Origin of the sequence: Roseateles sp., from assembly GCF_052436255.1 — a bacterium.
Classification (GTDB): domain Bacteria; phylum Pseudomonadota; class Gammaproteobacteria; order Burkholderiales; family Burkholderiaceae_C; genus Pelomonas.
On the sequence record NZ_JBQVNP010000076.1, the window covers coordinates 1 to 24268 of the forward strand.

The following is a 24268-nucleotide window of genomic DNA, read 5'->3' on the forward strand; positions in this document are numbered from 1 at the left end:
CGCCAGCGCCGAGCAAAGCTCCGGCATCGAGCGCGTCACGCATACCATCCACGACATGGACAAGAGCACGCAGCAGAACGCCGCGCTGGTGGAAGAAGCCGCCGCCGCGGACTCGCTGCGCGCCCAGGCCCATGGCCTCGAAGAGGTCGTCAGCCTCTTCAAGCTCGAGGCCTCGCGCTGAAGCGCGCAACACCCTACTCCCCAAAAGATCAGGAGACTGCATGAAGACTCACAACGCCATCCGATGGATTGCCGGCCTGGGCCTCGCCCTGGGCCTGGGCGGCGCAGCACAGGCCATCGAAGTCGGCGGCCTGAAGTTCGACGACACCGTCAGGGTCGCGGGCAAGGAGCTCAAGGTCAACGGCGCCGGCGTGCGCACGCGCATCGTCGTCAAGGTGTACGCGCTGGTCCTGTATCTGCCCGAGAAGAAGGACACGCCGGCCGGCGTGCTGGAATCGTCGGGGCCGCGCCGCTTCAGCCTGGGCCTGCTGCGCGAAGTGACCGGCGACGACCTGGGCCAGGCCTTCATGGCCGGCATCACGGCCAATACCGACAAGGCCGAGCGCTCCAAGTACGTCAACCAGCTCGCCCAGTTCGGCGACGCCTTCGTCAGCATCCCGCAGGGCAAGAAGGGCGACGTGATCAATGTCGACTGGGTGCCGGATACCGGCACCGTGATGACGCTCAACGGCAAGCCGATCGGTGAGCCAATGAAGGACATCAACTTCTACAACGCCATCCTGAAGATCTGGCTAGGCGACAAGCCGGTCGATTCCTCACTCAAGCCCCAACTGCTGGGCAAGGGCTGAATCCCTGATGCGTCGTGAACCGCGCCACGCCGCCCGCGCGCCGTGGCGCGGTTTGCTTTGCGCCGCCAACTGTTGTGGCAGCATGACCGCATCTTGAGCCGTCAGCCCTCGTCATCGCTCTTTGCCGCCCTGGCGCTGGGGGCCAGCATCGGCTTGCTGCTGCCGGCGCTCATCGTCGGCGGGCTCTTTATCGGGCTGCGCGAGTCCAAGGTGGCCGAACAGGCCTTGCAGCGCGACCTCGACGCCAAGCTCGACGTGCTGGCCAGCAGCCTGCCCGAGCTGCTGTGGAACCTCGATGCCGTCGCCGCACGCGAGGTTGTGTCGGCCATCGTCAAGTCGCCCGAGGTGGTGCGCGTCAGCGTCAGCGACGCGTCGCAGGGCCTGCCTTTCATCGAGAGCCATCTGCCTCAGCGCCGCCGGGGCGAGACGCTGACCGGCGAGCGCGACATCCTGCGTGGCGCGACCCGTATCGGACATATCCAGATCGAGATTGACGACCACCTCAGCAAGACGGCCGTGCTGCGCCAGCGCTGGCTCTACGGCGCCACGGTCGGCGGGCAGCTGCTGGCATCGCTGGCGCTGGTGCTGTGGCTGCTGAACTCGCGGCTGTTCCGCCCGCTGCGCGAACTGGGTGGCTTCGCCAACGACCTCGCCGAGGGTCGTTTCAACGCCAAGCTCGACCACCAGCGCCAGGACGAGATCGGCCTGCTCGGCGGCCACCTCGAACACATGCGCGACGCGCTGCAGCAGCAGTTCGACGCCCAGCGCAGCCTGATCGAGCGGCTGCGCGGCATGGCAGAGACGGTGCCGGGCGTCGTCTACCAGTTGCGGCTGGCGGTCAATGGCGATTTCTCATTCGCCTATGTCAGCGAGGCGGTGCGCGAATACTTCCTGCTCGGCAGCGCTGAGCTCAGCCGCAGCGCTGCGCCCTGGTTCGAGCGCATCCATCCGGACGACCGCGCCGCCGTGCGCGACAGCCTGCTGGCTTCCGCGCGATCCCTGAGCCCCTGGCAGCAGGAGTTCCGTACGCCCCAGGCCGACGGCAGCGAGCGCTGGTTGTATGGCAACGCCATCGCCCAGCGCGAGGCCGACGGCAGCGTGTTGTGGCACGGTTTTCTGACCGACATCTCGCGCCAGCGCCGCGACGCACTGGAGCTGGAGCGCTATCGCCACCACCTCGAGGAACTCGTCGAGGCGCGCACGGCCGAGCTCGCCGACGCCACCGAGGCGGCGCAGGCCGCCAGCCTGGCCAAGAGCGCTTTTCTTGCCAACATGAGCCACGAGATCCGCACGCCGATGAACGCCATCATCGGCCTGACCTACCTGGCCCAGAGCGACACCATCGAGCCCGAGCAGCAGCAGCGTCTGCAGAAGGTGGCCAACGCGGCCGAACACCTGCTCAGCGTCATCAACAACGTGCTGGACTTCTCCAAGATCGAGGCGGGCAAGGTGGGATTGGAACAACGCGACTTCACCGTCGATCAGGTGCTGGACAACATCGCCAACATGACGACGCAGGCCGCCGCTGCCAAGCGCCTGCGGGTCGAGACCGACATCGCGCCGGAGCTGCGGGGCCGCATGCTGATCGGCGACCCGCAGCGCATTTGCGAGCTGCTGTTGAACTTTGCCGGCAATGCGGTCAAGTTCACCGACGCCGGTTTCGTGCGCCTGGCCGTGCGCCTTGACGACCACCAGCCGCAGGCCGGCCTGGCGCTGCGCTTCGAGGTGCAGGACAGCGGCATCGGCATCGCGCCGGAAGCGCAGGCGCGGCTGTTCCGCGACTTCGAACAGGCCGACAGCTCGACGACGCGCCGCTATGGCGGCACCGGTCTGGGCTTGGCCATCTGCCGCCGGCTGGCCGAGCTGATGGGCGGCCGCGGCGGCGTTGAGAGCGTGCTTGGCGAGGGCAGCACGGTCTGGTTCACACTCGATGTGCAGGCCGCCGCGCATGCGCCGGCCGTGGCCGTCGCGCCACCGCGGCATCATTCCGCGCGCGAACGCCTGGCCGAGCTGGCCAAGAGCCATCCGCGTCGCATCCTGCTGGCCGAGGACAACCCGGTCAACCAGGAGGTCGCCGTCGCCCTCATTGGCAGCGCGGGCTTGGGCGTTGACGTGGCCGCCGACGGCCAGCAGGCCATCGACATGGTGCAGGCCGGCGACTACGCCCTGGTGTTGATGGATGTGCAGATGCCCGTCATGGACGGGCTGGACGCGACGCGTGCGATCCGCCGCCTGCCCGGCGGCAGCCGGCTGCCAATCCTGGCCATGACGGCCAATGCCTTCGACGAGGAGCGTCAGCGCTGCCTGGACGCCGGCATGGACGACCATGTCGCCAAGCCGGTCGTGGCGGAGCAGCTGTTCACGACCTTGCACGACTGGCTGTCGGGGACGCGCACGACTGGGGGCTAAGGCGTGCCCAGCGACTCCTTGATGAGCCGCCCCGAGCCGGCCTGCAGCGGCCGCGCATTCATCGGGTAGAGCCTGGCGAAGATGCCGAGCTGCTGGGCGGTCATGGCGACCGGTTGGCGCATCACCATCCACAGCACGCCTTCACTGCAGGGCGGCGTCGTCGTCGAACCCATGAAGGTGTAGTAGCCGCGCTCGGTGGGCAGCAGCTGGTTCAGGTCGATCTGCACCTGCGCTGGCAGGGCCTCGCCCTTTTCCAGCGGCAGATTGGCCCAGACGGTTTGCACCAGCGGCTGGGGCTTGTCGTCTTTGCCGCGCTCCAGCAGCACGGCGACGATGGCCAGCCGGCCCTGCGCGTCCTTGTGCACGAGGTGCGCAGCCATGTCGAACTGCTTGCCGTTGATGCGCTCCTCGCTCGGACGGTGGAAGTGGAACTGCTGCAGCTCGTAGCGCCGGCCCATCACCGTCAGGCCGTTGCCGGGCGCGACGTTGACCTGCACGGTGTGGCCGTTGTCCAGCACCGAGAAGCTGCTGGCGCGGTAGTCGAAGGCGATCTTCTCCAGGTCGACGGCCAGCCCATCGCGGATGTCGATGGGGCTCTGGCGGGTGCCGACGGCGCACAGCTTGTTCTCGGGGGCCAGTTCGGCCCAGCGCTCCGGGCCGACGTCGCCGGTATAGCCCCAGCGGGGGGGCGGCTTGGTCGCAGTCTTGGCGGGCCTGGCCGGCCTGGGCGCGGGCCTGGCGCTGGCGGTGCCCTCGGGTGGGGTGGACAGGCGCTCGGCCAGGCGCTGGCGCAGCACCTCGACCGGCTCCTTGGGCTCCTGCGCCTGGGCGCCGAGCGCGAGCAGGCAGGCGGCAATGGCGACGCGCGTTCTCATGTCCCGGGGTTTTCGGCAGAAGCAGCGCCGGCTTGAGCGGGCATGCGCGATTCCCTCCGGCCGGATCAGGTCACGACCGAACGCCTGACACCGTACCAGGCCGACAGGCCGATCAGCATCATGGTGGCCGAGGCCAGGGCCAGGGCCAGGGTCGAATGCATGACCAGGGGCACCAGCAGGCCGGCGACCAGGCCGTTGGCGGCCGAGCCGATGCAGGCCTGCAGCGACGAGGCCATGCCGCGGCGCTCGGGCACCTGGTCCAGCACCAGCAGCGTGACGACCGGCACCATCAGTGCCCAGCCGAAGGCGAACAGCCCCACCATCGGCAGCGCCCACCAAGCGCTCAGCGGCGCGAACAGGTTGAGCAGGATATTGGCCACGGACACGGCCACCATGATGCGAAAGCCCCGCATGATCTGGCGCTGCGCCGACATCTTGCCCGCCAGCCGGCCGCTGAGCGCGGCCCCGGCCATGATGCCGCCGATGGAGCACAGGAAGAACCAGACGAACTGCTGCGGCGCGAACTGCAGGTGCTCGCCCAGGAAGACCGGCGTGGCCAGCACATAGAGGAACATGCCGTTGAACGGAATGCCGCTGGCCAGCACCAGCATCATGAACCTGGGGCTGCTGCACAGCCGCCAGTAGCCGCGCATCAAGGAGCGCACGTCGAAGGGTTGCACCATGTCGGCATGCAGGGTCTCGGGCAGCAGCCGCCAGTTGGAAACGAACAGCAGCGCACCGACCGCGGTCAGGAACCAGAAGATCGAATGCCAGTCGGCGTGCACGAACAGGAAGCCGCCGACGATGGGCGCGATGGCCGGCGCCACGCCGAAGAAGATCGTCACCTGCGACATCACGCGCTGCGCGTCGCTGGGCGGGAACATGTCGCGGATGATGGCCCGCGACACGACGATCCCGGCACCCGCCGACATGCCCTGCACCGTGCGCCAGAACACCAGCTCGCCGATGGAACTCGCCACCGCGCAGCCGAGACTGGCCCCCGTGAACACGGCCAGCCCGATCAGCACGACGGGTCGGCGGCCGAAGCAGTCGGACAGCGCACCATGGAAAAGGTTCATGACGGCAAAGCCGAGCAGATAGGCCGACAGCGTCTGCTGCATCTGCACCGGCGTCGCATCCAGCGCCGCCGCGATGCCCGAAAAGGCCGGCAGATAGGTATCGATGGAGAAGGGCCCGACCATGGCCAAACAGGCCAAAAGCACGGACAGGGCCCAGCGGGGCGCGCGCCACAGACGGCTGGCTTCAGGATTCATCGTGGCGGTCGGGTAGACGAGCGAAACAGCCACGGGTCGGGCTGCAGGCCAGTGTATCGACCCGCCCGGCATGCGCCGATGTCAGGCGCAGATGGGCTGTCATGCGGGCAGGCCGCAAGTGCATGAAAAGTGTGAAGCAAGCCGATAGGCCGGATTCTGTGCACCGCCCTCCCCTTGCGGTTCGGGCGGCGTGACCGCCATTCCTCTGGGCCGGGCATCGCTGCCCGGCTCGGTGCCACCTACCCGCCAGCTCTGCGAGCCGCATCGACGCTGGCCTACTTGGTGTTGCTGCGCGTAGAGATTGCCCGTTTCACCCGAAGGTGGGCTTTGCCCACCTTCGACTCGTCTCTGTTGCTCTGATCCTCGGCTTGCGCCGGGCAGCCGTTAGCTGCTACGCCGCTCTATGCAGTCCGGACCTTCCTCCAGGGCCATGTTTCCATGCTCGCCCCAGCGGCGGTCTGGCTTGCTTCACGTCGCGGATTATCGTTGCAGACGCCCGGCGCCCCGCTCGCTACATTGAACCATTCCGAGACGGAGACGCCGCATGACGACACCCGTGAGAACCGGCCAGGCGCAGTCCATGGGCCGCCGGGCCTTCGGCGAACGCTTTCGCCAGCGTTTCGTCGACCCGGCCTTCGATGCCGAGCGCGACGCGCTCGCGCGGCTGGAGCAGGTCGCCTGGGAGGCCTTCCACGAGGGCCGCAAGGCGCCCATCACCATCAAGGCAGGCGCAGGTTTCGCCGACCCGGGCTACGACCTGTCCATCGAATGGCGCGACACGCAACGGCGCCTTCAACAAGCCCAAGCCGAATGGGCGGCCCGCGCGACGCCATCGCGCGTGCTCATCATCAACGCCTCGCCACGCAACGACGGCACCTGCCCGGGCGAGATGTCCAAGACCTGGCGGCTGACGCAGCTGGCCCGCGCCGCCTGCGAGGCCGAAGGCATGGCGGTCGATGTGCTGGACTTGAGCCGCGTCACATCGGACTACGACCGCCACATCCACCCCTGCAAGGGCTGCGTCTCCACCGCGATGCCGCTATGCCACTGGCCCTGCAGTTGCTACCCCAACCACGCGACCGGGCAGACCAACGACTGGATGGCCGAGATCTACGAGCAGTGGGTGCGCGCCCACGGCGTGCTGATCCTCACGCCGGTGCACTGGTACCAGGCCACCAGCCCGCTCAAGCTGATGATGGATCGTCTTGTCTGCGCCGACGGGGGCAACCCGGACCCGACCTCGACCCAGGGCAAGAAGGCCGAGCTCGCCCGACAGATCGAGCTCAAGGGCTGGGACTATCCGCAACACCTGGCCGGGCGCGTCTACGGCGTCGTCGTGCACGGCGACGTCGCCGGCATCGAGGGCACGCGCCGCGCGCTGTCGGACTGGCTGGACTGGATGGGCCTGCGCGACGCTGGATTCGGCGCCCGCCTGGACCGCTTCATCGGCTACTACGAACCCTATGCGACGAGCCACGAGGCGCTGGACAAGGACCAGGACGTGCAAGAGGAAGTCCAGCGCGCCGCCCGCGCGGTGGGGATCAGCGTCGGCCTGATGCGCGATGGACGACTGAATGCCGGCGACACCGGCCTGGCCGAACCTCGCAAGAAATAGGCACACTGCGGCACAACCAAAGGAGCCCCCCCATGAAAGCCGCCAGCATCCTCGACACCATCGGCAACACGCCCCACATCCGCCTGCAACGCCTTTTCAAGGGCGCCGAGGTCTGGGTCAAGTCCGAGCGCAGCAACCCGGGCGGATCGATCAAGGACCGCATCGCCCTGTCCATGATCGAGGACGCGGAAGGACAGGGCCTGCTCAAGCCGGGCGGCACCATCATCGAGCCGACCTCGGGCAACACCGGTGTGGGCCTGGCCATGGTGGCCGCCGTCAAAGGCTACAAGCTCATCCTCGTCATGCCCGACAGCATGAGCATCGAGCGCCGCCGCCTGATGCTGGCCTATGGCGCGAGCTTCGACCTGACGCCGAGGGAGAAGGGCATGAAAGGCGCCATCGCGCGGGCGCGCGAACTGGTGGAGCAGCACCCGGGCTCGTGGATGCCGCAGCAGTTCGAGAACGCCGCCAATCCGGCCATCCATGTTAGGGCGACGGCGCAGGAGATCCTGGCCGACTTTCCAGACGGCCTGGACGCACTGATCACCGGCGTGGGCACCGGAGGCCACATCACCGGCTGTGCGCAGGTGCTCAAGGCTGCCTGGCCGCAGCTCAAGGTGTTCGCGGTGGAGCCGAGCGCCTCGCCGGTCATCAGCGGCGGCCAGCCCAGCCCGCATCCCATCCAGGGCATCGGCGCGGGCTTCATTCCGGCGGTGCTCGACACCGCTGCGCTGGACGGCGTCATCCAGGTCGAGGCCGAGGCGGCGCGTGAATACGCCCGCCGCAGCGCCCGTGAGGAAGGCCTGCTCGTGGGCATCTCCAGCGGTGCGACGCTGGCGGCCATCGCGCAGAAGCTGCCCGAGCTGCCCGCGGGTGCGCGGGTGCTGGGCTTCAACTACGACACCGGCGAGCGCTACCTGTCCGTCGAAGGCTTCCTGCCGCAGACCTGAGCGCGGTCATTCACCGCCGTCGTCGTCGCCGAAGGCCTCGTTGTCCTTGCGCGCCTGCTTGGCGAGTTCGGCCTTCAGCGGCTTGAGCGACTCGATGAGGGCCTCGGCCGGCTGGGGCGCGGCGATGCGCAGCGCCGGCGGTGGCAGGCTGGCGAGATAGGGCGGGCCGAAGACGTATTGCTGCTCCTGGCGGCTGCCGACCTGCAGCCCCAGGCCCAGCAGCAGCAGCGCGGCGATGCCGCCGTCCAGCGTGCGCCGCGCGCCGGGCCACACCAGGCGTGCATGCCAGGCAACCAGCGCCGCACCGGCCACCGGCGCCGCCAGCGACTCCAGCACCATCAACCGCGGCCATGACAGCGAATAGGCGACGGCCGGCAACAGCCATTCCAGCACCTGCAGGCCCACGATGACGATCAGCGCGCGGCGCAGATGGGTGGCGAACGGGAAGCGGTGCTGGAACAGCTGGCTGCCGAGCGACCACAGCCCGGCCCAGGCCAGCACGAAGGCCAGCGGCCCGAGCAGCGGGGAGGCGTAGTCGACCCAGCGCGCATCGGGATCGACGGCGCTCCAGCGGTCCACCCACTGGAAGAACAGCATGGCCAGCAGCAGCGCCGGCAGCAGCGCCCAGTGGCGCACCGGGTGCACGACGAGGATCTGCTCGGGCGCCAGATCATCGGCGCTGGTGCGCAGGCGCAGCGAGCACGCCGCGAGCTGGAAGGCGCCGCCCTTGGGCAGCTCGGCGCCCTCGCCCGCCGCCAGCCGGCGGCCGCCGACGCTGCCGCCATTGCGCGTGTCCAGCAGCACCAGGCGCACGCGGCCATCAGGCTGCAGATGCAGCTCGGCATGCTCGGCGGCGATGTGGCCGTCGTCCAGCACGATGTCGCAGGCCGGCGAGCGGCCGATGCTCACCGGCCAGTGGGTCACGCGCTGCACGAGGGCGGCGCGGCCGTCACGGCCGAGCAGCTCGACGACAGCGGCCACCGGCTGCATCACTTGGCCTTGCTGCTGTTCGTCCACGCGAAGCCCTCCAGGTAATGCGCCGCGAGCTTGAGCGCGTTGTCGAAGCTGACGCCGCGGGCGTCGAAGCGGCCCAGTGCGCCCGCCATGGCCGCGTCCACCGTCGTCACCAGCACGGTCAGGTCATGCAGGCCCTCCAGCTTGCGGTAGGCGCGCAGGCAGACGACGGCGCGCAGCGGCAGGCCGTCGCGGTCGACGAACTGCTCCTTGCAATGCGGCGCGGTGCGCAGCTTGTCCGAGCTGCCCAGGCGCTCGTTGCGGAAGCTGCCCGAATACTGGCGCGCAAAGCGCAGCGCGCCGAGCTTGCTGCCGTCATAGGCCTCGTGCGACATGTCCAGCCAGCCGGTCTGCAGGTTGCCGCTGACGAAGAGGGCGTGGTCCATGCGGCATTGCGAGCGCTCGAAATCCAGGCCCTTGGTATCGGCCGAGGTGCCACGCCCCCAGCAGCGCATGAAGTCCTGCTTGGGCACCGGCAGACGGTAGCGGTGGTGGTTGGCACTCTCCCAGGGCGAGCTGAGGAAGCGGGTGACGAGCTCGTCCTGGTAGCGCGTCAGCTGGTCGCGCAGCCGGCTCCAGGCCGCCGTGCGGATGGGCTTGGCATCCAGGCTGCGCTTGACCAGTCCTTCGGCAAACTGCCCCGGCACCAGGAAGCTGACCTGCTGGGCAAACAGCATGGTCGACACGTTGACGCCGACGACCAGGCCGTCTTCGTCGAGCACCGGACCGCCGCTCATGCCGGGATTGATGCCGCCGGCGTAATAGATCAGCGGGTCGAAGCTGCGCTCGACCAGGCCGTTGTAGTTGCCCTCGACGACCGCGAAGGCGACGTCATGCGGGTTGCCCATCGAATAGATGCGCTCGCCCTTGGCCAGCGGCTGGTCCTGCGGCCGGAATCCCAGTGCGCCACGCCCCTTCAGGCCGCCGCCCTTGCCGTCGTCCACTGCTCGCAGCAAGGCCAGGTCGCGGCGGGCGTCGAAATCCAGCAGCTCCAGCACGCCGCCCTGGCCGTCGGTCGTGGCGTAGCGCAGCCGGTAGCTGTCCGGCTCCAGCGCGAACTGGCTGATGACGTGGTAGTTGGTGACGACATGGCCGTCGTCGCTGACGAGGAAACCCGAGCCGACCGAGGCCTGGCTGTCCTGCGTCTTGAGCAGCGTGCGGATCTGCAGCAGCTGGCCCTTGCTGCGCTCGTACAGGCGCCGGGCGCTGGCCGATACGGTGGGCGGCTGCTGGGCCGGCGCAAGCGCAGCGGGCGCTGAGGCCGGGGGCAGCGGCAGGGCCTGGGCGCCCGTGGCGCAGGCCAGGGCCGCCAGCACCAGGCCCAACAGCGACTTCAAACAGGACTTCATCAACAAGCGAGACCTCCCAAGGCGGCGCCGATGCTAGCGCGTGCTGAACGGGGCGCTGGCCCGGTGGCGTCAGCCGTGGCCGAAGCGCACCTGGTTGGGTTGCTTGGCCGGCTGCAGCTGGAAGGCCTGGGGGTGCTTGCGAAAGAGCTTGGTCGACGCCGCCGTCTTGGGCAGCAGGCCGGCTTCCTTGAGCGCCTTGGCGGCCGCGCCGAGGTCATGCCACTGGCCGTCGGCCAGCTTGGGCAGCAGGGCCAGGATGGCATTGATCTCGCGGGCGGCGGAAACGCTGGCATCGACCGGCGCGGGCGCAGCGGCCGGCTTGGGCGCGGGCGCCGGGGCGGGCTTGGCCACGGGTGCAGGGGCGGCCTTGGGTGCAGGGGCGGGCGTGGCGGCGGCCTTGGGCGCAGGGGCGGGCGCGGCCTTCTTCGCGGCCGTCCTGCGGGGCGCTGCCTTCCTGGCGGGCTCGCGCCGGGCGGCGGTCTTGCCGCTGTCATGGGCCAGCTCGTTGAACTGGTCGTAGATCTGGATGACGCCATCGCCGGTCTTGCCCTGCTGGCCGAAGCCGCGCAGCCAGGCGCCCTTCTCGCGCAGGCGCAGCACCAGCGGCGCGAAGTCGCTGTCCGACGAGACCAGCACGATGACATCGGGCTTCTCGGTGATGGCCAGGTCGATCGCGTCGACGGCCATGGCGATGTCGGTGGAGTTCTTGCCGATGGCCAGGTTGACGATGGCGCGCAGGCCCAGGCGCTTCAGGAAGGACTGGTGGTTCTGGGCCTGCTCGGCGTTGCAGTAGGCACGGCGGATATGCGCGGTGCCATAGTCCTTGAACACGGCGGTGAGGGCCTGTTCGATCACGTCGGTGGCGACGTTGTCGAAGTCGACGAGGAAAGCGACCTTCTTCATGCGATGAGTTTCCAGTTCAGGGTTTCGCCGCCGCGCAGCGGCTTCAACTGCGCCTCGCCGAAGGGCACGGCGCTGGGCAGCGTCCACGGTTCGCGCTTCAGGGTGACGGTGCCGCTGTTGCGCGGCAGGCCGTAGAAGTCGGGGCCGTGGTGGCCGGCGAAGGCGTCGAGCTTGTCCAGAGCCCCAATGCCCTCGAAAGCCTCGGCATACAGCTCCAGCGCCGAAATGGCGGTGAAGCAGCCGGCGCCGCAGACCGAGTTCTCCTTGAGCTGAGCCGCATGCGGCGCGCTGTCGGTGCCCAGGAAGAACTTCGGGCTGCCCGAGGCGACCGCCCTCAGCAGCGCCTGGCGGTGCTCCTCGCGCTTGAGCACCGGCAGGCAGTAGTAGTGCGGGCGCAGGCCGCCGGTGAAGATGGCGTTGCGGTTGTAGAGCAGGTGCTGCGGCGTGATGGTGGCGGCGGTGAAGCGGTCGCTGTCGGTCACGTACTGCGCCGCTTCCTTGGTGGTGATGTGCTCGAAGACGACCTTCAGTTCGGGCATGGCAGCGCGCAGCGGGGTCATCACACGGTCGACGAACACCGCCTCGCGGTCGAACACGTCGATGTCGCCATCCGTCACCTCGCCGTGCACGAGGAACAGCAGGCCCTCGCGCTGCATCGCTTCCAGCGTCGCGTAGGTCTTGCGAAGGTCGGTGACGCCGGCGTCGCTGTTGGTGGTGGCGCCCGCCGGGTAGAGCTTGAGGGCGACGACGCCGGCATCCTTTGCGCGCTTGATCTCGTCCGGCGGCGTGTTGTCCGTCAGGTACATCGTCATCAGCGGCTCAAAGTCCAGCCCCTCGGGCAGCGCGGCCAGGATGCGCTCGCGGTAGGCCATGGCCTGGGCTGCCGTCGTGACCGGCGGGCGCAGGTTGGGCATGACAATGGCGCGGGCGAACTGGCGCGCCGTGTAGGGCAGCACGCTGGCCAGCGCCGCCTCGTCGCGCAGGTGCAAGTGCCAGTCGTCAGGACGGGTGAGGGTAAGGATGTCACTCATGGCGCGCGATTGTCGTCGCCGGAAGGATGCACACTCCGCATCTCATTGAAAGGAGCTCGCTTCCCCCCATGAACACCGCGAAACGCCTGATCGGCACCCTGGCCCTGCTGGCCCTGTTCGGCGGCGCCCTCTTCTTTGCGCTGCGCAGCAACGACGAAACCAGGCGGGTCGCGCAGGAGCAGGCGGCCATTGCCAGCGCCGAGCCGCTGCGGGGTTTCATCACGGTGGAGATGGAGCCGCTGTTCAAGGACGAGCGAGTCGTCAAGGCGCTGGCGGGCGCCAGGCTGCCGGTGCAGGTGGCCCGCGTGGGCAGCCGCGACATGGCGACCAAGGTCGGCGCCGCCGACCAGCCGGACTTCTTCATCGCCAGCGGCGTCGTCGCCGCCAACATGATCGCCGACGCCGCGCGCAAAGCCGGCAAGACGGCCACGCAGACCTCGCCCTTCCACACGCCGCTGGTGGTGGCGTCGTGGGAGCCGGTCGCCAAGATCCTGGCCGCCAACGGCTTGGCCAGGCCGATGGCACCCAAGGTCTACGGCCTGGATATGGAGAAGCTCACGCAGGCCATGCTGGCCAAGCAGCGCTGGCGTGACCTGAAGGACAGCGGCGACTACGCGGTGTCGCGCAGCGTGCTGGTCAGCACGACCGACATCCGCCGCAGCAACTCGGCGGCCATGTACCTGGCGCTGACCTCGGCGGCGCTGAACGGCGACGTGGTGTCCGACCGCACGGCAGGGCAGAAGTACGCCACGCAGCTGGCCGAACTGTTCAAGCGCCAGGGCTTCCAGGAGAACTACGTCAACGGCGCCTTCGACGACTACCTGGCCATCGGCATGGGCAAGACGCCGCTGGCCTTCATCTACGAGAGCCAGATGCTGTCGCAGGCGCAGAAGGGCGGCGGCATCAAGCCGGAGATGGTGCTGATGTATCCGCAGCCCACCATCGTCAACAAGCTGGTGCTGGTGACCCTGAGCGAACGCGCCAAGCAGCTCGCCGAGCTGCTGGTGGCCAACAAGACGCTGCAGGCCGTGGCGCTGGAGCATGGCTTCCGCACCGGCGACACGGCCGCGTTTGCCGCCGCCGCGCAGAAGGCGGGCCTGGCCGTGGACGTGAACATGAACCAGGTCATCGACCCGCCGGGGTTCGATCTGATGTTTGAAATGATCGACATCGTCAGCCGGGAGATGAACCAGTGATGCGCCGTGCCGCTTTTGTGTTGGCCCTCAGCCTGCTGGCTGCCTGCGGCAAGAAGGCCGAGGAATCTGCCCCGTCGGCAGCGCCCGCGCCGGCCAGTGCCAGCGCCACGCTGCAGGTGCTGGCCACCAGCGACCTCAAGGACCTGGAGCCGCTGGCAGCCCAGATCAAATCGGCCACCGGCGTGGACGTGCAGTTCCGCTTCGGAGGCACGATGGAGAGCACGCAGGAAGTGCTCAGCGGCGACAGCGCCGGCAAGCCCAAGCCCGACGTGGCCTGGTTTGCCAATGCCAAGTACCTGCTCAGCGACGCGGCCGGCCAGGGCAAGGTCAGGCTGCAGGAAAAGATCATGCTGTCGCCCATCGCAGTGGGCGTCAGCCAGAGCGACGCGGCCCGGCATGGCTGGACCCAGCCGGACGCCAAGCTGACCTGGGCCGACATCGCGCGCGCCGCCAAGGAAGGCAAGCTCCAGTACGCGCTGGCCAACCCCGCCACCAGCAACCAGGGCTTCATGGCGCTGCTGGGCGTCGTCGCCGCGGCCGGCGGCAAGGGCGAGGCGCTGAGCGCCGCCGACGTGGACCGCGGCGCGATTGCCGACTTCCTCAAGGGCTACCGCATCGTCGGCGACAACTCGACCTATCTGGCCGAACAGTTCATCAAGCAGCAGGGCACACGCGCCAATGCCTTCATCAACTACGAGAGCTGGCTGCTGACGCTCAACGCCAGCGGCAAGCTGCGCGAGCCGCTGCACCTGATCTACCCGTTTGAAGGCGTGGCCACGGCCGACTACCCCTTCATGCTGCTCAACGAAGCCAAGCGCGCGGACTATCTGAAGGTGGTTGACTACCTCAAGGGCGACGCCGCCCAGCTGTGGCTGGCGCGCCAGACGCTGCGCCGGCCGATGCGGGCCGAGCTGGCCGCGCAGGTGGCCGACATCCTGCCGGCGCGCGGCTTCCAGGTCGAGCTGCCGTTCTCGCCCGACCGGCAGCTGGCCGACGGCCTCATCGACGCCTACCTCAACGAGTTCCGCAAGCCCATCGCCAGCACCTTCGTGCTGGACACCAGCGGCAGCATGCAGGGCCAGCGGCGCGAGCAGCTCGTCGAGGCCATCCACTACCTGGCCGGTGCCGACCATTCTCTGACCGGCCGGGTCGCCAAGCTGACCAACCGCGAGCGGCTGTGGTTCATGCCTTTCAGCGACCGGCCACGCGAGCCGGTGCCCTTCCAGATCCCGGCCGGCAGCAAGCTGGCCAAGGGCGTGCTGCCGCAAGTGGACACGGACGCCAAGCTCGCCGAGCTCAAGCGCGTGCGCGACGCCGCCGATGCGCTGCACATGGCCGGCGGCACGGCGCTGTACGACTCGGTGCTGGCGGGCCTGCAGCACATGCTGGAGGAGCGCAAGCGCAACCCCGACTACCAGTACTCGGTCGTCGCCTTCACCGATGGCAAGAACACCGTCGGCCGCAAGCTGGAAGACTTCAGGCGCGCCTACGAGCAACTGCCCGAGGACGTGCGCGGCATTCCCGTCTTCATGGTGCTGTTCGGCGAGGCCGGCGAGGCTGATCTGAAGGAGTTGGTGAGCATCACGGGCGGCCGCGTCTTCGACGCGCGCAAGACGCCGCTGTACGCGGTGTTCAAGGACATCCGGGCCTACCAGTGAGCGACGAATGAGTGGCTTGTTTCGATGGTTGAACGCGCCGGCCAACTGGTGCGGCCTGTTGGCGGCAACCGGCGTGCTGGTGCTGAAGGCACTGGGTTTGCTCGGCGGCTGGGGCCTGGGGCTGGCGGCTCTGGGCTACGTCGTCGGCCTGGTCGGTGGCGCGCTGTGGTGGGGCTGGCCCAGCACGCAGGAGGACGCCTGGGAGGCGCTGAAGTTCGAGGACGAAGGCGACGCCCGCGAGGCCATGGGCCGGGCGCTCAGCGGCGTGCGGCGCCTGACCGAACACAACCCCGGGCAGCGCATCCCGATCGCGCTGGCCCAGCGCATCCAGCGCCTGTGCGAACGGCTGGAAACCCTGCTCAACCAGTGGGAGCGCAGCAAGGGCCAGCTCAGCCTGCAGGAGACCTTCCACGCCCGCCACATCGCCATCAGCTACCTGCCGCAGGCACTCAACACCTACCTCAGCATCCCGCAGCAGTTCGCCACCACCAAGCTGCTGGCCAATGGCAAGACGGCGCAGACCACCTTCGAAGGCGTGCTCGCCGAGCTGGAGATGAAGGTGGAGCAGCTCGGCGACGATCTCGCCTCGCAGGACGCCCAGGCCTTCCTGCGCCACAGCGAATTCCTGAAGCAAAAATTCGGCAGCAAGGACATTGCATGAACACGACGACGACGACCATCACCCCAGCCTCCGTCTTCACGCTGACCGCGCCCGAAGTCATCACGCCGGTGCAACCGGCCGCCGCCGTCGAGGCCGTGCCGCTGAAGGCCGATGTGGCCGACAAAGTGGACGAGCAGGTGCGCCGCTTCATCGAGGCGCTGGAGAAGGAAGACCTGCACAGCGAGCCCTTCAAGGCCAAGCTCGACAGCGCCTTCCAGCTCGGCCGCCAGGAGATCAGCTTCGCGGCCAACCTGATGCAGGGCCACCTGATGCAGCGCAACTTCGTCGGCGCGACGGATACGCCGGCCTACAAGGCGATTGCGGCCATCCGCGGCCAGCTCGACGACCTCAACCCCGGCAAGGACGGGGACCTGCTGCAGCCGCGCAAGCTGCTCGGGCTCATCCCTTTCGGCAACAAGCTGGAGGCCTATTTCCGCAAGTTCGAGTCGGCCAGCTCGCAGCTGCAGACGGCGATGAACCAGCTCTATGCGGCCAAGGACGACATCCAGAAGGACGTCATCGACATCGAGTCCACGCGCGGCAAGCTGTGGGACGCCATGCAGGCCCTGGCCGCTGCGGCCCGCTTCGCCCGCACGCTGGACACACGCCTGGACGAGCGCGTGCAGCAACTCAAGGCGACAGACCCGATGAAGGCCAAGGCGCTGGAGCAGGAGGTGCTGTTCTATGCGCGCCAAAACCTGGCCGACATCCAGACCCAGCAGGCCGTCTGCGTCAACGGCTACCTGGCGCTGGACGTGCTGAAGAAGACCGGGCGCGAAATGATGATCGGCTGCGACCGCGTCGCCACCACCGGCATGAGCGCGCTGGCCGTGGCCCAGACCGTGGCGCGCGCCACTGGCAACCAGATCGAGGTCATGAAGATGCTGCAGGGCGTCAACACCACCATCGGTGACCTGATCAACCAGACCGGCACGGCGTTGAACCAGCATGTCGACGCGACGGCGGAGTTCTCGGCCAATCCGATGCTGGGCATCCAGCAGATCCAGTCGATGTTCGACCAGACCTTCCAGGCGATGGACGCCATGGACAACTTCCGCAGCAAAGCCATCGAGACCATGGGCACCAACAACAAGCTCATCCAGGAGCAGTTGGCGCGCTCCGAGACCTACCTCGACCGCGTGCGGCAGCAGCAGGCCAAGGCGGCGATGTCCGGCGCGGCCATCGAAGGGCCGGTGAAGCTCTGAGCGGCGCCGCGGCACATGTCCGGGTATGTGGGCCAAGACATCCATCAAAGGGCCGACGCGCGTATAAACCGCTCGCCCCCAACTCTGGAGATGACATGACCCGTCGCGCCCTCTCGCTGGCCGCCACCGCCGCCCTGCTTGCCGCCTGTGCCACCCAGCCCATGGAACCCGTGGGCCCGCCGGCCAAGGAGATGATCTACGCGGTGACTGCGGGCAACCAGCTGATCCAGTTCAACGCCGGACAGCCGCAGAAGACGCTGTCGAGCAAGGCGCTGACTGGGCTGACCGCCGGGGACACGCTGCTGGGCATTGACTACCGGGTGGCCAAGGGCCAGCTCTACGGTCTGGGGGCCAGCGGCCAGCTCTACCGCATCGACACCCAGTCCGGTGCAGCCAGCGCCATCGGCAAGCCCAACGGCCTACCCGTTGGCGCCACCGAATGGGGCTTCGATTTCAACCCGACGGTGGACCGCATCCGTGTCGTCAACGATGCCGGCTTCAACTTCCGCATCCACCCCGACACCGGAGCCATCGTCGACGCCGACCCCAACCTGCCGGGCCTGCAGATGGACGGCCGGCTGGTCTTCGATGCCGCAGATGCAGGTGCCAGCAACGCGGCCGCCGTCGTTGCGGCTGGCTACACCTACAACAAGGACAACGACAAGCTCACGACCAACTACGCGCTCGACGGCCGCCAGGGCATGCTGGTGCACCAGGGCAGCAAGGAGGGCGTGCAGCCAGCGGTGTCACCCAACACGGGCCGCTTGTTCACGGTCGGCTCGCTGGGCATCGGCCCCTTCGAGCGTGCGACGCTGGACATCTCGGATGTGTCCAACGCAGCCTACTCGGCGGTGACGACGGCGGGCAAATCGGTCTGGTATCGCGTCGACCTGGCCTCCGGCAAGGCGACGCGCATTGGCACGATTGCCGCCGGGGCGGTCGTGGGTGCGGCCATCGAGCCCTGATCACCGGATCCCGAAACGAAAACGGCGGCCGCGTGGCCGCCGTTCTTTATTCCAGCCGCAGTTCAGTGCTGGAGGATCTTGGCGAGGAAGTCCTTGGCGCGCGGCGAGCGCTCGTCGGGCTTGCCGAAGAAGTCGGCGCTGCTGCAGTCTTCGACAATCTTGCCGGCGTCCATGAAGATGACGCGCTTGCTGACCTTCTTGGCAAAGCCCATCTCGTGCGTCACGCACATCATGGTCATGCCCTCGTGGGCGAGTTGCACCATCACGTCCAGCACCTCGCCGACCATCTCGGGATCGAGCGCCGAGGTCGGCTCGTCGAACAGCATGACGATGGGGTCCATCGACAGTGCCCGCGCGATCGCCACGCGCTGCTGCTGGCCACCAGAGAGCTGGCCGGGAAACTTGTCCTTGTGGTCGGACAGGCCCACGCGGTCCAGCATCTTCAGGCCACGCACCTTGGCATCGGCCTGCGAACGGCCCAGCACCTTGATCTGCGCGATGGTCAGGTTCTCGGTCACCGACAGGTGGGGAAACAGCTCGAAATGCTGGAACACCATGCCGACGCGCGCACGCAGCTTGGGCAGGTTGGTCTTGGGGTCGGAGATGGAGATGCCGTCGACAACGATGTCGCCCTTCTGAAAGGGCTCCAGCGCGTTGACCGTCTTGATCAGCGTCGACTTGCCCGACCCCGACGGCCCGCAGACGACGACGACTTCGCCCTTCTGGATGGTCGTCGTGCAATCGGTCAGCACCTGGAAGGCGCCGTACCACTTGGAAACGTTCTTGATGTCGATCATGGCGTGATGCTCAAGGTCTCAACGGATGATTTGGATCTTGGCCTGCAGACGGCGGACCAGCATGGACAAACCGAAGCAGATGACGAAGTAGACGACCGCGGCAACCAGATAGGTCTCGACGGGCCGGTTGAAGTTCTTGCCCGCCACTTCGAAACCCTTGAGCAGGTCATAGGCGCCGATCGCATAGACCAGCGAGGTGTCCTGGAACAGGATGATGGTCTGCGTCAGCAGCACCGGCAACATGTTGCGGAAGGCCTGCGGCAGCACGACCAGCTGCATGGTCTGGCGATAGTCCATGCCGACCGCGTAGCCGGCATGGACCTGGCCCTTGGGCACGCTCTGGATGCCGGCCCGCATGATCTCGGAGTAGTAAGCCGCCTCGAACAGCGTGAAGGTGATCATGGCCGACAGCTCCGCACCCATCGGGCGCCCCGTCATCAGCGGGATGAGCAGGAAGAACCACAGGATCACCATCACCAGCGGAATGGAGCGCAGCGTGTTGACATAGGCCGCGGCGGGGATCACTAGCCAGGGCTTGCCCGACAGGCGCATCAACGCCAGCAGCGTGCCGAGCAGGATGCCGCCGATCATGGCGACCAAGGTCAGCTGGATCGAGAAGAAGAAGCCCTTGGCGACAAAGCCAGAAATGACATCCCAGTTCAGGAACCCGAAGTCGAGTTGCAGCATCACTTGCTCCCCACCATGCCCGGCACGCGCACCCGGTTCTCAATGAAGAGGGCGATCCGGTTGATCGAGAAGGCGGAGATGAAATACAGGCCCGTGACGCCGAGGTAAATCTCGATGTTGCGCGAGGTTTCCTCGCCGGCCTGCATGGAGAACATGGTCAGCTCGGCGATGCTGACTGCGAACGCAACGGACGAGTTCTTGATGATGTTCATGCTCTCGCTGGTCAGCGGCGGGATGACGATGCGAAACGCCATCGGCAGCAGCACATAGCGATAGGTCTGCGGCAAGGTCAGGCCCATGGCCAGGCCCGCATAGCGCTGGCCCTTGGGCAGGCTCTGGATGCCTGCCTTGACCTGCTCCGCAATGCGGGCGGAGGTGAAGAAGCCGAGCGCAAACACGACCAGCAAAAAGCTGGGCACCTCGCGCAGGCTCAGGAAGATGGACGGCAGCACGTGGTACCAAAGGAAGATCTGGACCAGCAGCGGAATGTTGCGGAACAGCTCGGTCCATGCGTTGCCGAGCGCGACGAGGCCGCGGCTCGGCGTCGTGCGCAGGATGCCCATCAAAGAGCCGACCGACAGCGCGACCACCAGCGCCAGCAGAGACACACTCAAGGTCCAGCCCCAGGCCGACAACATCCATTGCAGGTAGGTGATGTCGCCGCCGCTGCCAAAGCAGCTTGCGATCACTTCACCGTCGAGGGTGTTCTTGCAGAACACCTGCCAATCCCAAGCCATGGCTTCTCCTTGAGCCTTCACCTAATGCAAAGCGGGTGCCAGGCACCCGCTTTGCGGCAATCAGACCGACGTGCAGATCACTTTTTCGCGACGTAGTCTTCGGCTGGCTTGTCGTTGGGGTTGGCCCAGGCGTCCTTGGTCGCGCCGGACAGGGGCAGGCCGATCTTGGTGTTGGTCGGCGGGATCGGCTGCATGAACCACTTGTCGTAGATCTTGGCCAACTCGCCCGACTTCATCATGCCCTTGATGCTGTCGTCCACGGCCTTCTTGAAGGCGGGATCGTCCTTGCGCATCATGATGGCGATGGGCTCAACGGCCAGCACTTCGCCGACGATCTTGAAGTCGGCGGGATTCTTGGACGTGGCGATGTTCTTGGCCAGGATGGAGCCGTCCATGACAAAGGCATCCGCGCGGCCGGAATCCAGCAGCAGGAAGCTGTCGGCATGGTCCTTGCCGTAGACCTCTTTGAAGTCCACGCTGGCGGCGCGCTCGTGCTTGCGCAGGGTCTGCACGGAGGTGGTGCCGGTCGTGGTCGCTATCGTCTTGCCGTTGAGCTGATTGATGCCGGTGATGCCGGAGTTGGCCTTCACAGCGATGCGCACTTCTTCGACGTAGGTCGTCACGGCGAAGGCGACGTCCTTCTGCCGGGCGGCGTTGTTCGTCGTGGAGCCGCATTCGAGATCGACGGTGCCGTTGACGACCAGCGGAATGCGGTTGGCCGACGTGACCGGCTGGTACTTGATATCAAGCTTGCCGCCCAGCTGCTTGCGCAGGTCGGCGACGACGCGCTCGCAAACATCGATGTGGTAGCCGACGAACTTCCCGTCACCAATGGTGTAGGAAAGGCCCGAGGATTCGCGCACACCCATCGTGATCGCGCCGCTGTCCTTGATCTTCTTCAACGTGTCTTGGGCATGCACGGCGGTCACGCCAGCTACCAAGGCTGCGACAAGCAGAACTTTCTTCATGGAGACTCCAACAACAGGAAGTGGATATCGATAACAAACGCGAGCAGACCACGCCGCAAGGTCAGCTCGAATACGGGTTTATACGATGCATGCACATGCGGGATGAGGTCATGCCACAGACGAAAGATAGTCCCAGAGCGCCTGCGCGGCGGGCTTCTGGCGGCGCGACATCTCGGGCCGCTCGCGATAGATGCGCAGCTCCATGCTGACGCTGAAAGTTCCGGGCGCCGCCGCCGGTACGAGGCGACCGCTGACCAGCTCCTTTTGCACCGAGCTGGCGGGCAAGAAGGCGAAGCCATGGCCTTCCAGAGCCATCGCCTTCAAGCCTTCGGCCATGTCGGTCTCATAGATCGCATCCAGGTTCAACGCGCAGTCGGCCTCCTTGACGATCAGCTCAACGAGGCGGCCGAGGTAGGCGCCCGCCGCATAGCTCAGGAAGGGAATTTTCTGACCCGGCCTGCCCGGCAGGCGGAACAGCGGTTCGCCCTGGGCGTCGGCCCGCGCATAGGGCGACAGCGTCTCATGCCCCAGCGACACCATCTGGTAGCGCTCCGGGTCCAGCTGCAGCGGCTGGCTGGCATGGTGATAGACCAGCAGCAGATCGCAATTGCCTTCGCTGAGCTGCAACATCGCGTCATGCACATTGGCCGCGTTCAACCGGCACTTGATGGCACCAAAGCCCCTGCGCAAGCCCATCAGCCAGTGCGGGAAGAAGCTAAAGGCCAGCGAGTGGGGCACGGCGAACTCGATCATGTCCTGGTCTGCCGCTTGATGGCTGCGCAACATATTGCGTGTCGCCTGCAGGTTGCCGAGCAGCTCGACCGCTTGAGCGAGCAGCGTCGCGCCGGCTGCAGTCAGCCTTGTCGGATAGGACGAGCGGTCGACCAGATCGACCCCTGCCCAGGCTTCCAGCGCCTGGATGCGGCGCGAGAACGCCGGCTGGGTCACATGACGCAACTGGGCAGAGCGGGAAAAGCTACGCGTCTCGGCCAGGCTGACGAAGTCTTCAAGCCATTTGGTTTCCACCAGCCACAGTGTAGCCAGCGCCTCTGTCCGGCCGCTCCACCCAGCTGTGACGTGGTCATTTCAATCCGGGCGGAAACCCCACCCCCTAAGCGCGGCCCTGGGTCGCTGCCTCCCCCTTAACTGAAGGGGCGCGGCAGGGCCCGTCATCGAAGCGGGTGTTTACAGTCCACCCACAAACCCAACTCGAACACACCCCGGACGGAGAACGCCATGCGCGCAAAGAGCAAACTTCTGGCCCTCGCCTTGACGGCAGCCCTGCAACCGGCCCTCGCCGGGGTAGTTTCGCTCGACTTCGAGCACGAAACCGATGTCAGCAAGGTCGCTGGTTTTTATGCCGCCCAAGGTGTTGTCTTCTCGGGCAACGCGTGGTCGATCAGTTCGAACCAGAACGGCTGCCCCGGCATCGCCCTGTTCTCGCGCACGAACAGCTGCGGCGGGCTCCTGTTGGGCGTGGACCCGCTGCAATCCCCGGGCGCCGGCAGCACCAGCTTCATGATTGACCTCGCCGGCGGCTTTGTCACCGAATTCTCGTTTGTCTACGGCATCCGTTCGTCTGCCAATGTGACGATCAAGGTGTTCGACGAACTGGACGGCAAGGGCAATCTGCTGCAGTCGCTGAACGGCTTGAGCGGAAGCGCTTGTGATGTTGGCGTCCTGAGCTTTTGCGAGTGGTACTCCACCAGCATCAGGTTCAGCGGTGTCGCCAAGTCGGTCATGGTAACCGGTGTTGATCAGCGCCTGATGATGGACGATTTGCAATTCATCACGCCTACCACGGTGCCTGGACAACTGCCTGAGCCGGCCAGCATGGCGCTGGCGCTGAGTGCCTTGGGCGCCTTGGCCTGGGCTCGCAAGCGCGCCGCTCGCTGAGCCTTCGGCACACTTAGAACACGACCGCCGCGGCGGTCGTTTTTCTTTTGGGTCGCATATTCGTCCCTCGGCCCCCGGCGAGGCCTTGAATCGCCACATCCCGTCCCTATAATCCTCTGCTGCTAGCACTCGCCATTTGTGAGTGCTAACGAAAGCGGGCCTCAGGCCCAGTTATTTCGGCAAGTCGAAGCCAAGCAGCTGCGACCGCCACAGTTACAACCTTGAAGGAGATTCCATGAAGCTGCGCCCCCTGCACGATCGCGTGATCGTTCGCCGTCTGGAGCAAGAAACCAAGACCGCCTCGGGCATCGTCATCCCTGACAACGCCGCCGAGAAGCCCGACCAGGGTGAAGTCCTGGCCGTCGGCCCGGGCAAGCGTAACGACAAGGGTGACTTCGTGGCGCTGAACGTCGTCGTTGGCGACCGCGTGCTGTTCGGCAAGTACTCCGGCCAGACCGTCAAGCTCGACGGTGATGAATTGCTGGTCAGGCGCGAGGAAGACCTCTTCGCCGTCGTTCAAAAGTAATGCCTCGGGGACAGACCGTCACCCGGTGATGCTCTTTCCTCATTGATTCAGGTCGACGCGTCGACTCTGACCCCACTAGATTTGGAGAATACAAAATGGCAGCAAAAGACGTGATCTTTGGCGGCGAGGCCCGTGCCCGCATGGTTGAAGGCGTGAACATCCTGGCCAACGCGGTCAAGGTGACCCTGGGCCCCAAGGGCCGCAATGTCGTGCTCGAGCGCTCCTTCGGCGCCCCCACCGTGACCAAGGACGGCGTGTCCGTGGCCAAGGAAATCGAGCTGAAGGACAAGCTCCAGAACATGGGCGCCCAGATGGTCAAGGAAGTCGCTTCCAAGACGTCTGACAACGCCGGTGACGGCACCACGACCGCCACGGTGCTGGCCCAGGCCATCGTCCGCGAAGGCATGAAGTACGTGGCCGCCGGCATGAACCCGATGGATCTGAAGCGCGGCATCGACAAGGCGGTCACCGCCCTGGTCGCCGAGCTGAAGAAGGCCTCCAAGGCCACCACCACCTCCAAGGAAATCGCCCAAGTCGGCACGATCTCGGCCAACAGCGACGTGGAAGTGGGCCGCATCATTGCCGAGGCGATGGACAAGGTCGGCAAGGAAGGCGTCATCACCGTCGAAGACGGCAAGAGCCTGGACAGCGAGTTGGACGTCGTCGAAGGCATGCAGTTCGACCGCGGCTACCTGTCGCCCTACGTCATCAACAACCCCGAGAAGCAAGCCGCGCTGCTGGAC

The 24268-nt window shown here is 66.8% G+C and carries 23 protein-coding genes, 1 other RNA gene and 1 pseudogene; 13 read left to right on the forward strand and 12 right to left on the reverse strand.

Annotated features, from left to right (window positions below):
• From ACT6S0_RS16810 to ACT6S0_RS16820, 3 genes and pseudogenes are all read left to right on the forward strand, one after another.
• A pseudogene (locus ACT6S0_RS16810) lies at window positions 1-181 on the forward strand (methyl-accepting chemotaxis protein); the annotation flags it as partial.
• A 40-nt stretch (window positions 182-221) separates the two neighbouring features.
• On the forward strand, window positions 222-809 hold the full coding sequence (locus tag ACT6S0_RS16815; RefSeq protein WP_444764936.1) for a chalcone isomerase family protein: 588 nt from the start codon (window positions 222-224) through the stop codon (window positions 807-809).
• A 93-nt stretch (window positions 810-902) separates the two neighbouring features.
• Window positions 903-3218, forward strand: a complete 2316-nt coding sequence (locus tag ACT6S0_RS16820) for a response regulator (RefSeq protein WP_444764937.1) — start codon at window positions 903-905, stop codon at window positions 3216-3218.
• On the opposite strand, the gene ACT6S0_RS16825 is transcribed toward ACT6S0_RS16820, so the two are convergent.
• From ACT6S0_RS16825 to rnpB, 3 genes are all read right to left on the reverse strand, one after another.
• Window positions 3215-4093 (reverse strand): carbonic anhydrase, encoded by an 879-nt coding sequence (locus ACT6S0_RS16825; protein WP_444764938.1) that lies wholly within the window; start codon window positions 4091-4093, stop codon window positions 3215-3217. The two genes, ACT6S0_RS16820 and ACT6S0_RS16825, sit on opposite strands and share 4 nt — an antisense overlap.
• A 65-nt stretch (window positions 4094-4158) precedes the next feature.
• Window positions 4159-5367: a multidrug effflux MFS transporter gene (locus tag ACT6S0_RS16830; protein ID WP_444764958.1), complete on the reverse strand. Its 1209-nt coding sequence runs from the start codon at window positions 5365-5367 to the stop codon at window positions 4159-4161.
• Window positions 5368-5496: 129 nt separating this feature from the next.
• An RNA gene (gene rnpB, locus ACT6S0_RS16835) (RNase P RNA component class A) lies at window positions 5497-5837 on the reverse strand.
• A gap of 74 nt (window positions 5838-5911) precedes the next feature.
• Between rnpB and ACT6S0_RS16840 the strand changes: the two genes are divergently transcribed.
• Together ACT6S0_RS16840 and cysK are read left to right on the forward strand one after the other, a co-directional pair.
• Window positions 5912-6982 (forward strand): flavodoxin family protein, encoded by a 1071-nt coding sequence (locus ACT6S0_RS16840; RefSeq protein ID WP_444764939.1) that lies wholly within the window; start codon window positions 5912-5914, stop codon window positions 6980-6982.
• Between the two features lie 32 nt (window positions 6983-7014).
• Window positions 7015-7932 carry a cysteine synthase A gene (cysK, locus tag ACT6S0_RS16845; RefSeq protein ID WP_444764940.1) on the forward strand — a complete coding sequence of 306 codons (918 nt, stop codon included), beginning with the start codon at window positions 7015-7017 and terminating at the stop codon, window positions 7930-7932.
• Window positions 7933-7938: 6 nt separating this feature from the next.
• On the opposite strand, the gene ACT6S0_RS16850 is transcribed toward cysK, so the two are convergent.
• The 4 genes from ACT6S0_RS16850 to pyrC form a co-directional block, all read right to left on the reverse strand.
• On the reverse strand, window positions 7939-8949 hold the full coding sequence (locus ACT6S0_RS16850) for an FHA domain-containing protein (protein ID WP_444764941.1): 1011 nt from the start codon (window positions 8947-8949) through the stop codon (window positions 7939-7941).
• Window positions 8922-10283 carry a S1 family peptidase gene (locus ACT6S0_RS16855; protein ID WP_444764942.1) on the reverse strand — a complete coding sequence of 454 codons (1362 nt, stop codon included), beginning with the start codon at window positions 10281-10283 and terminating at the stop codon, window positions 8922-8924. Before ACT6S0_RS16855 ends, ACT6S0_RS16850 begins: the two co-directional genes overlap by 28 nt.
• 81 nt (window positions 10284-10364) lie before the next feature.
• Entirely contained in the window at window positions 10365-11198 is an 834-nt protein-coding gene (locus ACT6S0_RS16860) for an NYN domain-containing protein (protein ID WP_444764943.1), read from the reverse strand.
• Window positions 11195-12229 (reverse strand): dihydroorotase, encoded by a 1035-nt coding sequence (gene pyrC, locus ACT6S0_RS16865; protein ID WP_444764944.1) that lies wholly within the window; start codon window positions 12227-12229, stop codon window positions 11195-11197. The genes ACT6S0_RS16860 and pyrC overlap by 4 nt, the downstream gene beginning before the upstream one ends.
• Before the next feature lie 68 nt (window positions 12230-12297).
• On the opposite strand from pyrC, the gene ACT6S0_RS16870 reads away from it, so the two are divergent.
• The 5 genes from ACT6S0_RS16870 (at window position 12298) to ACT6S0_RS16890 (ending at window position 17914) form a co-directional block, all read left to right on the forward strand.
• Window positions 12298-13425 carry a hypothetical protein gene (locus ACT6S0_RS16870; RefSeq protein ID WP_444764945.1) on the forward strand — a complete coding sequence of 376 codons (1128 nt, stop codon included), beginning with the start codon at window positions 12298-12300 and terminating at the stop codon, window positions 13423-13425.
• Entirely contained in the window at window positions 13425-15083 is a 1659-nt protein-coding gene (locus ACT6S0_RS16875) for a substrate-binding domain-containing protein (RefSeq protein ID WP_444764946.1), read from the forward strand. Before ACT6S0_RS16870 ends, ACT6S0_RS16875 begins: the two co-directional genes overlap by 1 nt.
• A 7-nt stretch (window positions 15084-15090) precedes the next feature.
• On the forward strand, window positions 15091-15744 hold the full coding sequence (locus ACT6S0_RS16880; RefSeq protein WP_444764947.1) for a hypothetical protein: 654 nt from the start codon (window positions 15091-15093) through the stop codon (window positions 15742-15744).
• On the forward strand, window positions 15741-16949 hold the full coding sequence (locus ACT6S0_RS16885) for a toxic anion resistance protein (RefSeq protein ID WP_444764948.1): 1209 nt from the start codon (window positions 15741-15743) through the stop codon (window positions 16947-16949). The genes ACT6S0_RS16880 and ACT6S0_RS16885 overlap by 4 nt, the downstream gene beginning before the upstream one ends.
• Window positions 16950-17044: 95 nt before the next feature.
• Window positions 17045-17914: a DUF4394 domain-containing protein gene (locus ACT6S0_RS16890; protein ID WP_444764949.1), complete on the forward strand. Its 870-nt coding sequence runs from the start codon at window positions 17045-17047 to the stop codon at window positions 17912-17914.
• 62 nt (window positions 17915-17976) lie between these two features.
• On the opposite strand, the gene ACT6S0_RS16895 is transcribed toward ACT6S0_RS16890, so the two are convergent.
• From ACT6S0_RS16895 to ACT6S0_RS16915, 5 genes are all read right to left on the reverse strand, one after another.
• The gene (locus tag ACT6S0_RS16895; RefSeq protein WP_444764950.1) at window positions 17977-18711 is read right to left on the reverse strand and encodes an amino acid ABC transporter ATP-binding protein; all 735 of its coding nucleotides are present in this window, start codon (window positions 18709-18711) and stop codon (window positions 17977-17979) included.
• Window positions 18712-18729: 18 nt separating this feature from the next.
• Entirely contained in the window at window positions 18730-19398 is a 669-nt protein-coding gene (locus ACT6S0_RS16900) for an amino acid ABC transporter permease (protein WP_444764951.1), read from the reverse strand.
• Entirely contained in the window at window positions 19398-20135 is a 738-nt protein-coding gene (locus ACT6S0_RS16905) for an amino acid ABC transporter permease (RefSeq protein WP_444764952.1), read from the reverse strand. Before ACT6S0_RS16905 ends, ACT6S0_RS16900 begins: the two co-directional genes overlap by 1 nt.
• Before the next feature lie 77 nt (window positions 20136-20212).
• Window positions 20213-21103, reverse strand: coding sequence for an amino acid ABC transporter substrate-binding protein (locus tag ACT6S0_RS16910; RefSeq protein ID WP_444764953.1), 891 nt, complete (start codon window positions 21101-21103; stop codon window positions 20213-20215).
• 108 nt (window positions 21104-21211) lie between these two features.
• Window positions 21212-22129: a LysR substrate-binding domain-containing protein gene (locus ACT6S0_RS16915; protein ID WP_444764954.1), complete on the reverse strand. Its 918-nt coding sequence runs from the start codon at window positions 22127-22129 to the stop codon at window positions 21212-21214.
• A gap of 210 nt (window positions 22130-22339) precedes the next feature.
• Here ACT6S0_RS16915 and ACT6S0_RS16920 point away from each other — a divergent pair, with 210 nt between their 5' ends.
• From ACT6S0_RS16920 to ACT6S0_RS16930, 3 genes are all read left to right on the forward strand, one after another.
• On the forward strand, window positions 22340-22999 hold the full coding sequence (locus ACT6S0_RS16920) for a hypothetical protein (RefSeq protein WP_444764955.1): 660 nt from the start codon (window positions 22340-22342) through the stop codon (window positions 22997-22999).
• A gap of 235 nt (window positions 23000-23234) precedes the next feature.
• Complete coding sequence (locus ACT6S0_RS16925; RefSeq protein ID WP_444764956.1) at window positions 23235-23525, forward strand: co-chaperone GroES; 291 nt, start codon at window positions 23235-23237, stop codon at window positions 23523-23525.
• Window positions 23526-23620: 95 nt separating this feature from the next.
• A partial coding sequence (locus ACT6S0_RS16930) for a TCP-1/cpn60 chaperonin family protein (protein ID WP_444764957.1) occupies window positions 23621-24268 on the forward strand: 648 nt, incomplete at its 3' end.

Excerpts from the sequence above, each read along its gene's own strand:
- ACT6S0_RS16815 (WP_444764936.1), top strand. The coding sequence starts at position 222 with ATGAAGACTCACAACGCCATCCGATGGATTGCCGGCCTGGGCCTCGCC.
- ACT6S0_RS16825 (WP_444764938.1), bottom strand. The coding sequence starts at position 4,093 with ATGAGAACGCGCGTCGCCATTGCCGCCTGCCTGCTCGCGCTCGGCGCC.
- ACT6S0_RS16830 (WP_444764958.1), bottom strand. The coding sequence starts at position 5,367 with ATGAATCCTGAAGCCAGCCGTCTGTGGCGCGCGCCCCGCTGGGCCCTG.
- ACT6S0_RS16840 (WP_444764939.1), top strand. The coding sequence starts at position 5,912 with ATGACGACACCCGTGAGAACCGGCCAGGCGCAGTCCATGGGCCGCCGG.
- cysK (WP_444764940.1), top strand. The coding sequence starts at position 7,015 with ATGAAAGCCGCCAGCATCCTCGACACCATCGGCAACACGCCCCACATC.
- ACT6S0_RS16860 (WP_444764943.1), bottom strand. The coding sequence starts at position 11,198 with ATGAAGAAGGTCGCTTTCCTCGTCGACTTCGACAACGTCGCCACCGAC.
- pyrC (WP_444764944.1), bottom strand. The coding sequence starts at position 12,229 with ATGAGTGACATCCTTACCCTCACCCGTCCTGACGACTGGCACTTGCAC.
- ACT6S0_RS16870 (WP_444764945.1), top strand. The coding sequence starts at position 12,298 with ATGAACACCGCGAAACGCCTGATCGGCACCCTGGCCCTGCTGGCCCTG.
- ACT6S0_RS16875 (WP_444764946.1), top strand. The coding sequence starts at position 13,425 with ATGCGCCGTGCCGCTTTTGTGTTGGCCCTCAGCCTGCTGGCTGCCTGC.
- ACT6S0_RS16880 (WP_444764947.1), top strand. The coding sequence starts at position 15,091 with ATGAGTGGCTTGTTTCGATGGTTGAACGCGCCGGCCAACTGGTGCGGC.
- ACT6S0_RS16885 (WP_444764948.1), top strand. The coding sequence starts at position 15,741 with ATGAACACGACGACGACGACCATCACCCCAGCCTCCGTCTTCACGCTG.
- ACT6S0_RS16890 (WP_444764949.1), top strand. The coding sequence starts at position 17,045 with ATGACCCGTCGCGCCCTCTCGCTGGCCGCCACCGCCGCCCTGCTTGCC.
- ACT6S0_RS16895 (WP_444764950.1), bottom strand. The coding sequence starts at position 18,711 with ATGATCGACATCAAGAACGTTTCCAAGTGGTACGGCGCCTTCCAGGTG.
- ACT6S0_RS16900 (WP_444764951.1), bottom strand. The coding sequence starts at position 19,398 with ATGCTGCAACTCGACTTCGGGTTCCTGAACTGGGATGTCATTTCTGGC.
- ACT6S0_RS16905 (WP_444764952.1), bottom strand. The coding sequence starts at position 20,135 with ATGGCTTGGGATTGGCAGGTGTTCTGCAAGAACACCCTCGACGGTGAA.
- ACT6S0_RS16910 (WP_444764953.1), bottom strand. The coding sequence starts at position 21,103 with ATGAAGAAAGTTCTGCTTGTCGCAGCCTTGGTAGCTGGCGTGACCGCC.
- ACT6S0_RS16920 (WP_444764955.1), top strand. The coding sequence starts at position 22,340 with ATGCGCGCAAAGAGCAAACTTCTGGCCCTCGCCTTGACGGCAGCCCTG.
- ACT6S0_RS16925 (WP_444764956.1), top strand. The coding sequence starts at position 23,235 with ATGAAGCTGCGCCCCCTGCACGATCGCGTGATCGTTCGCCGTCTGGAG.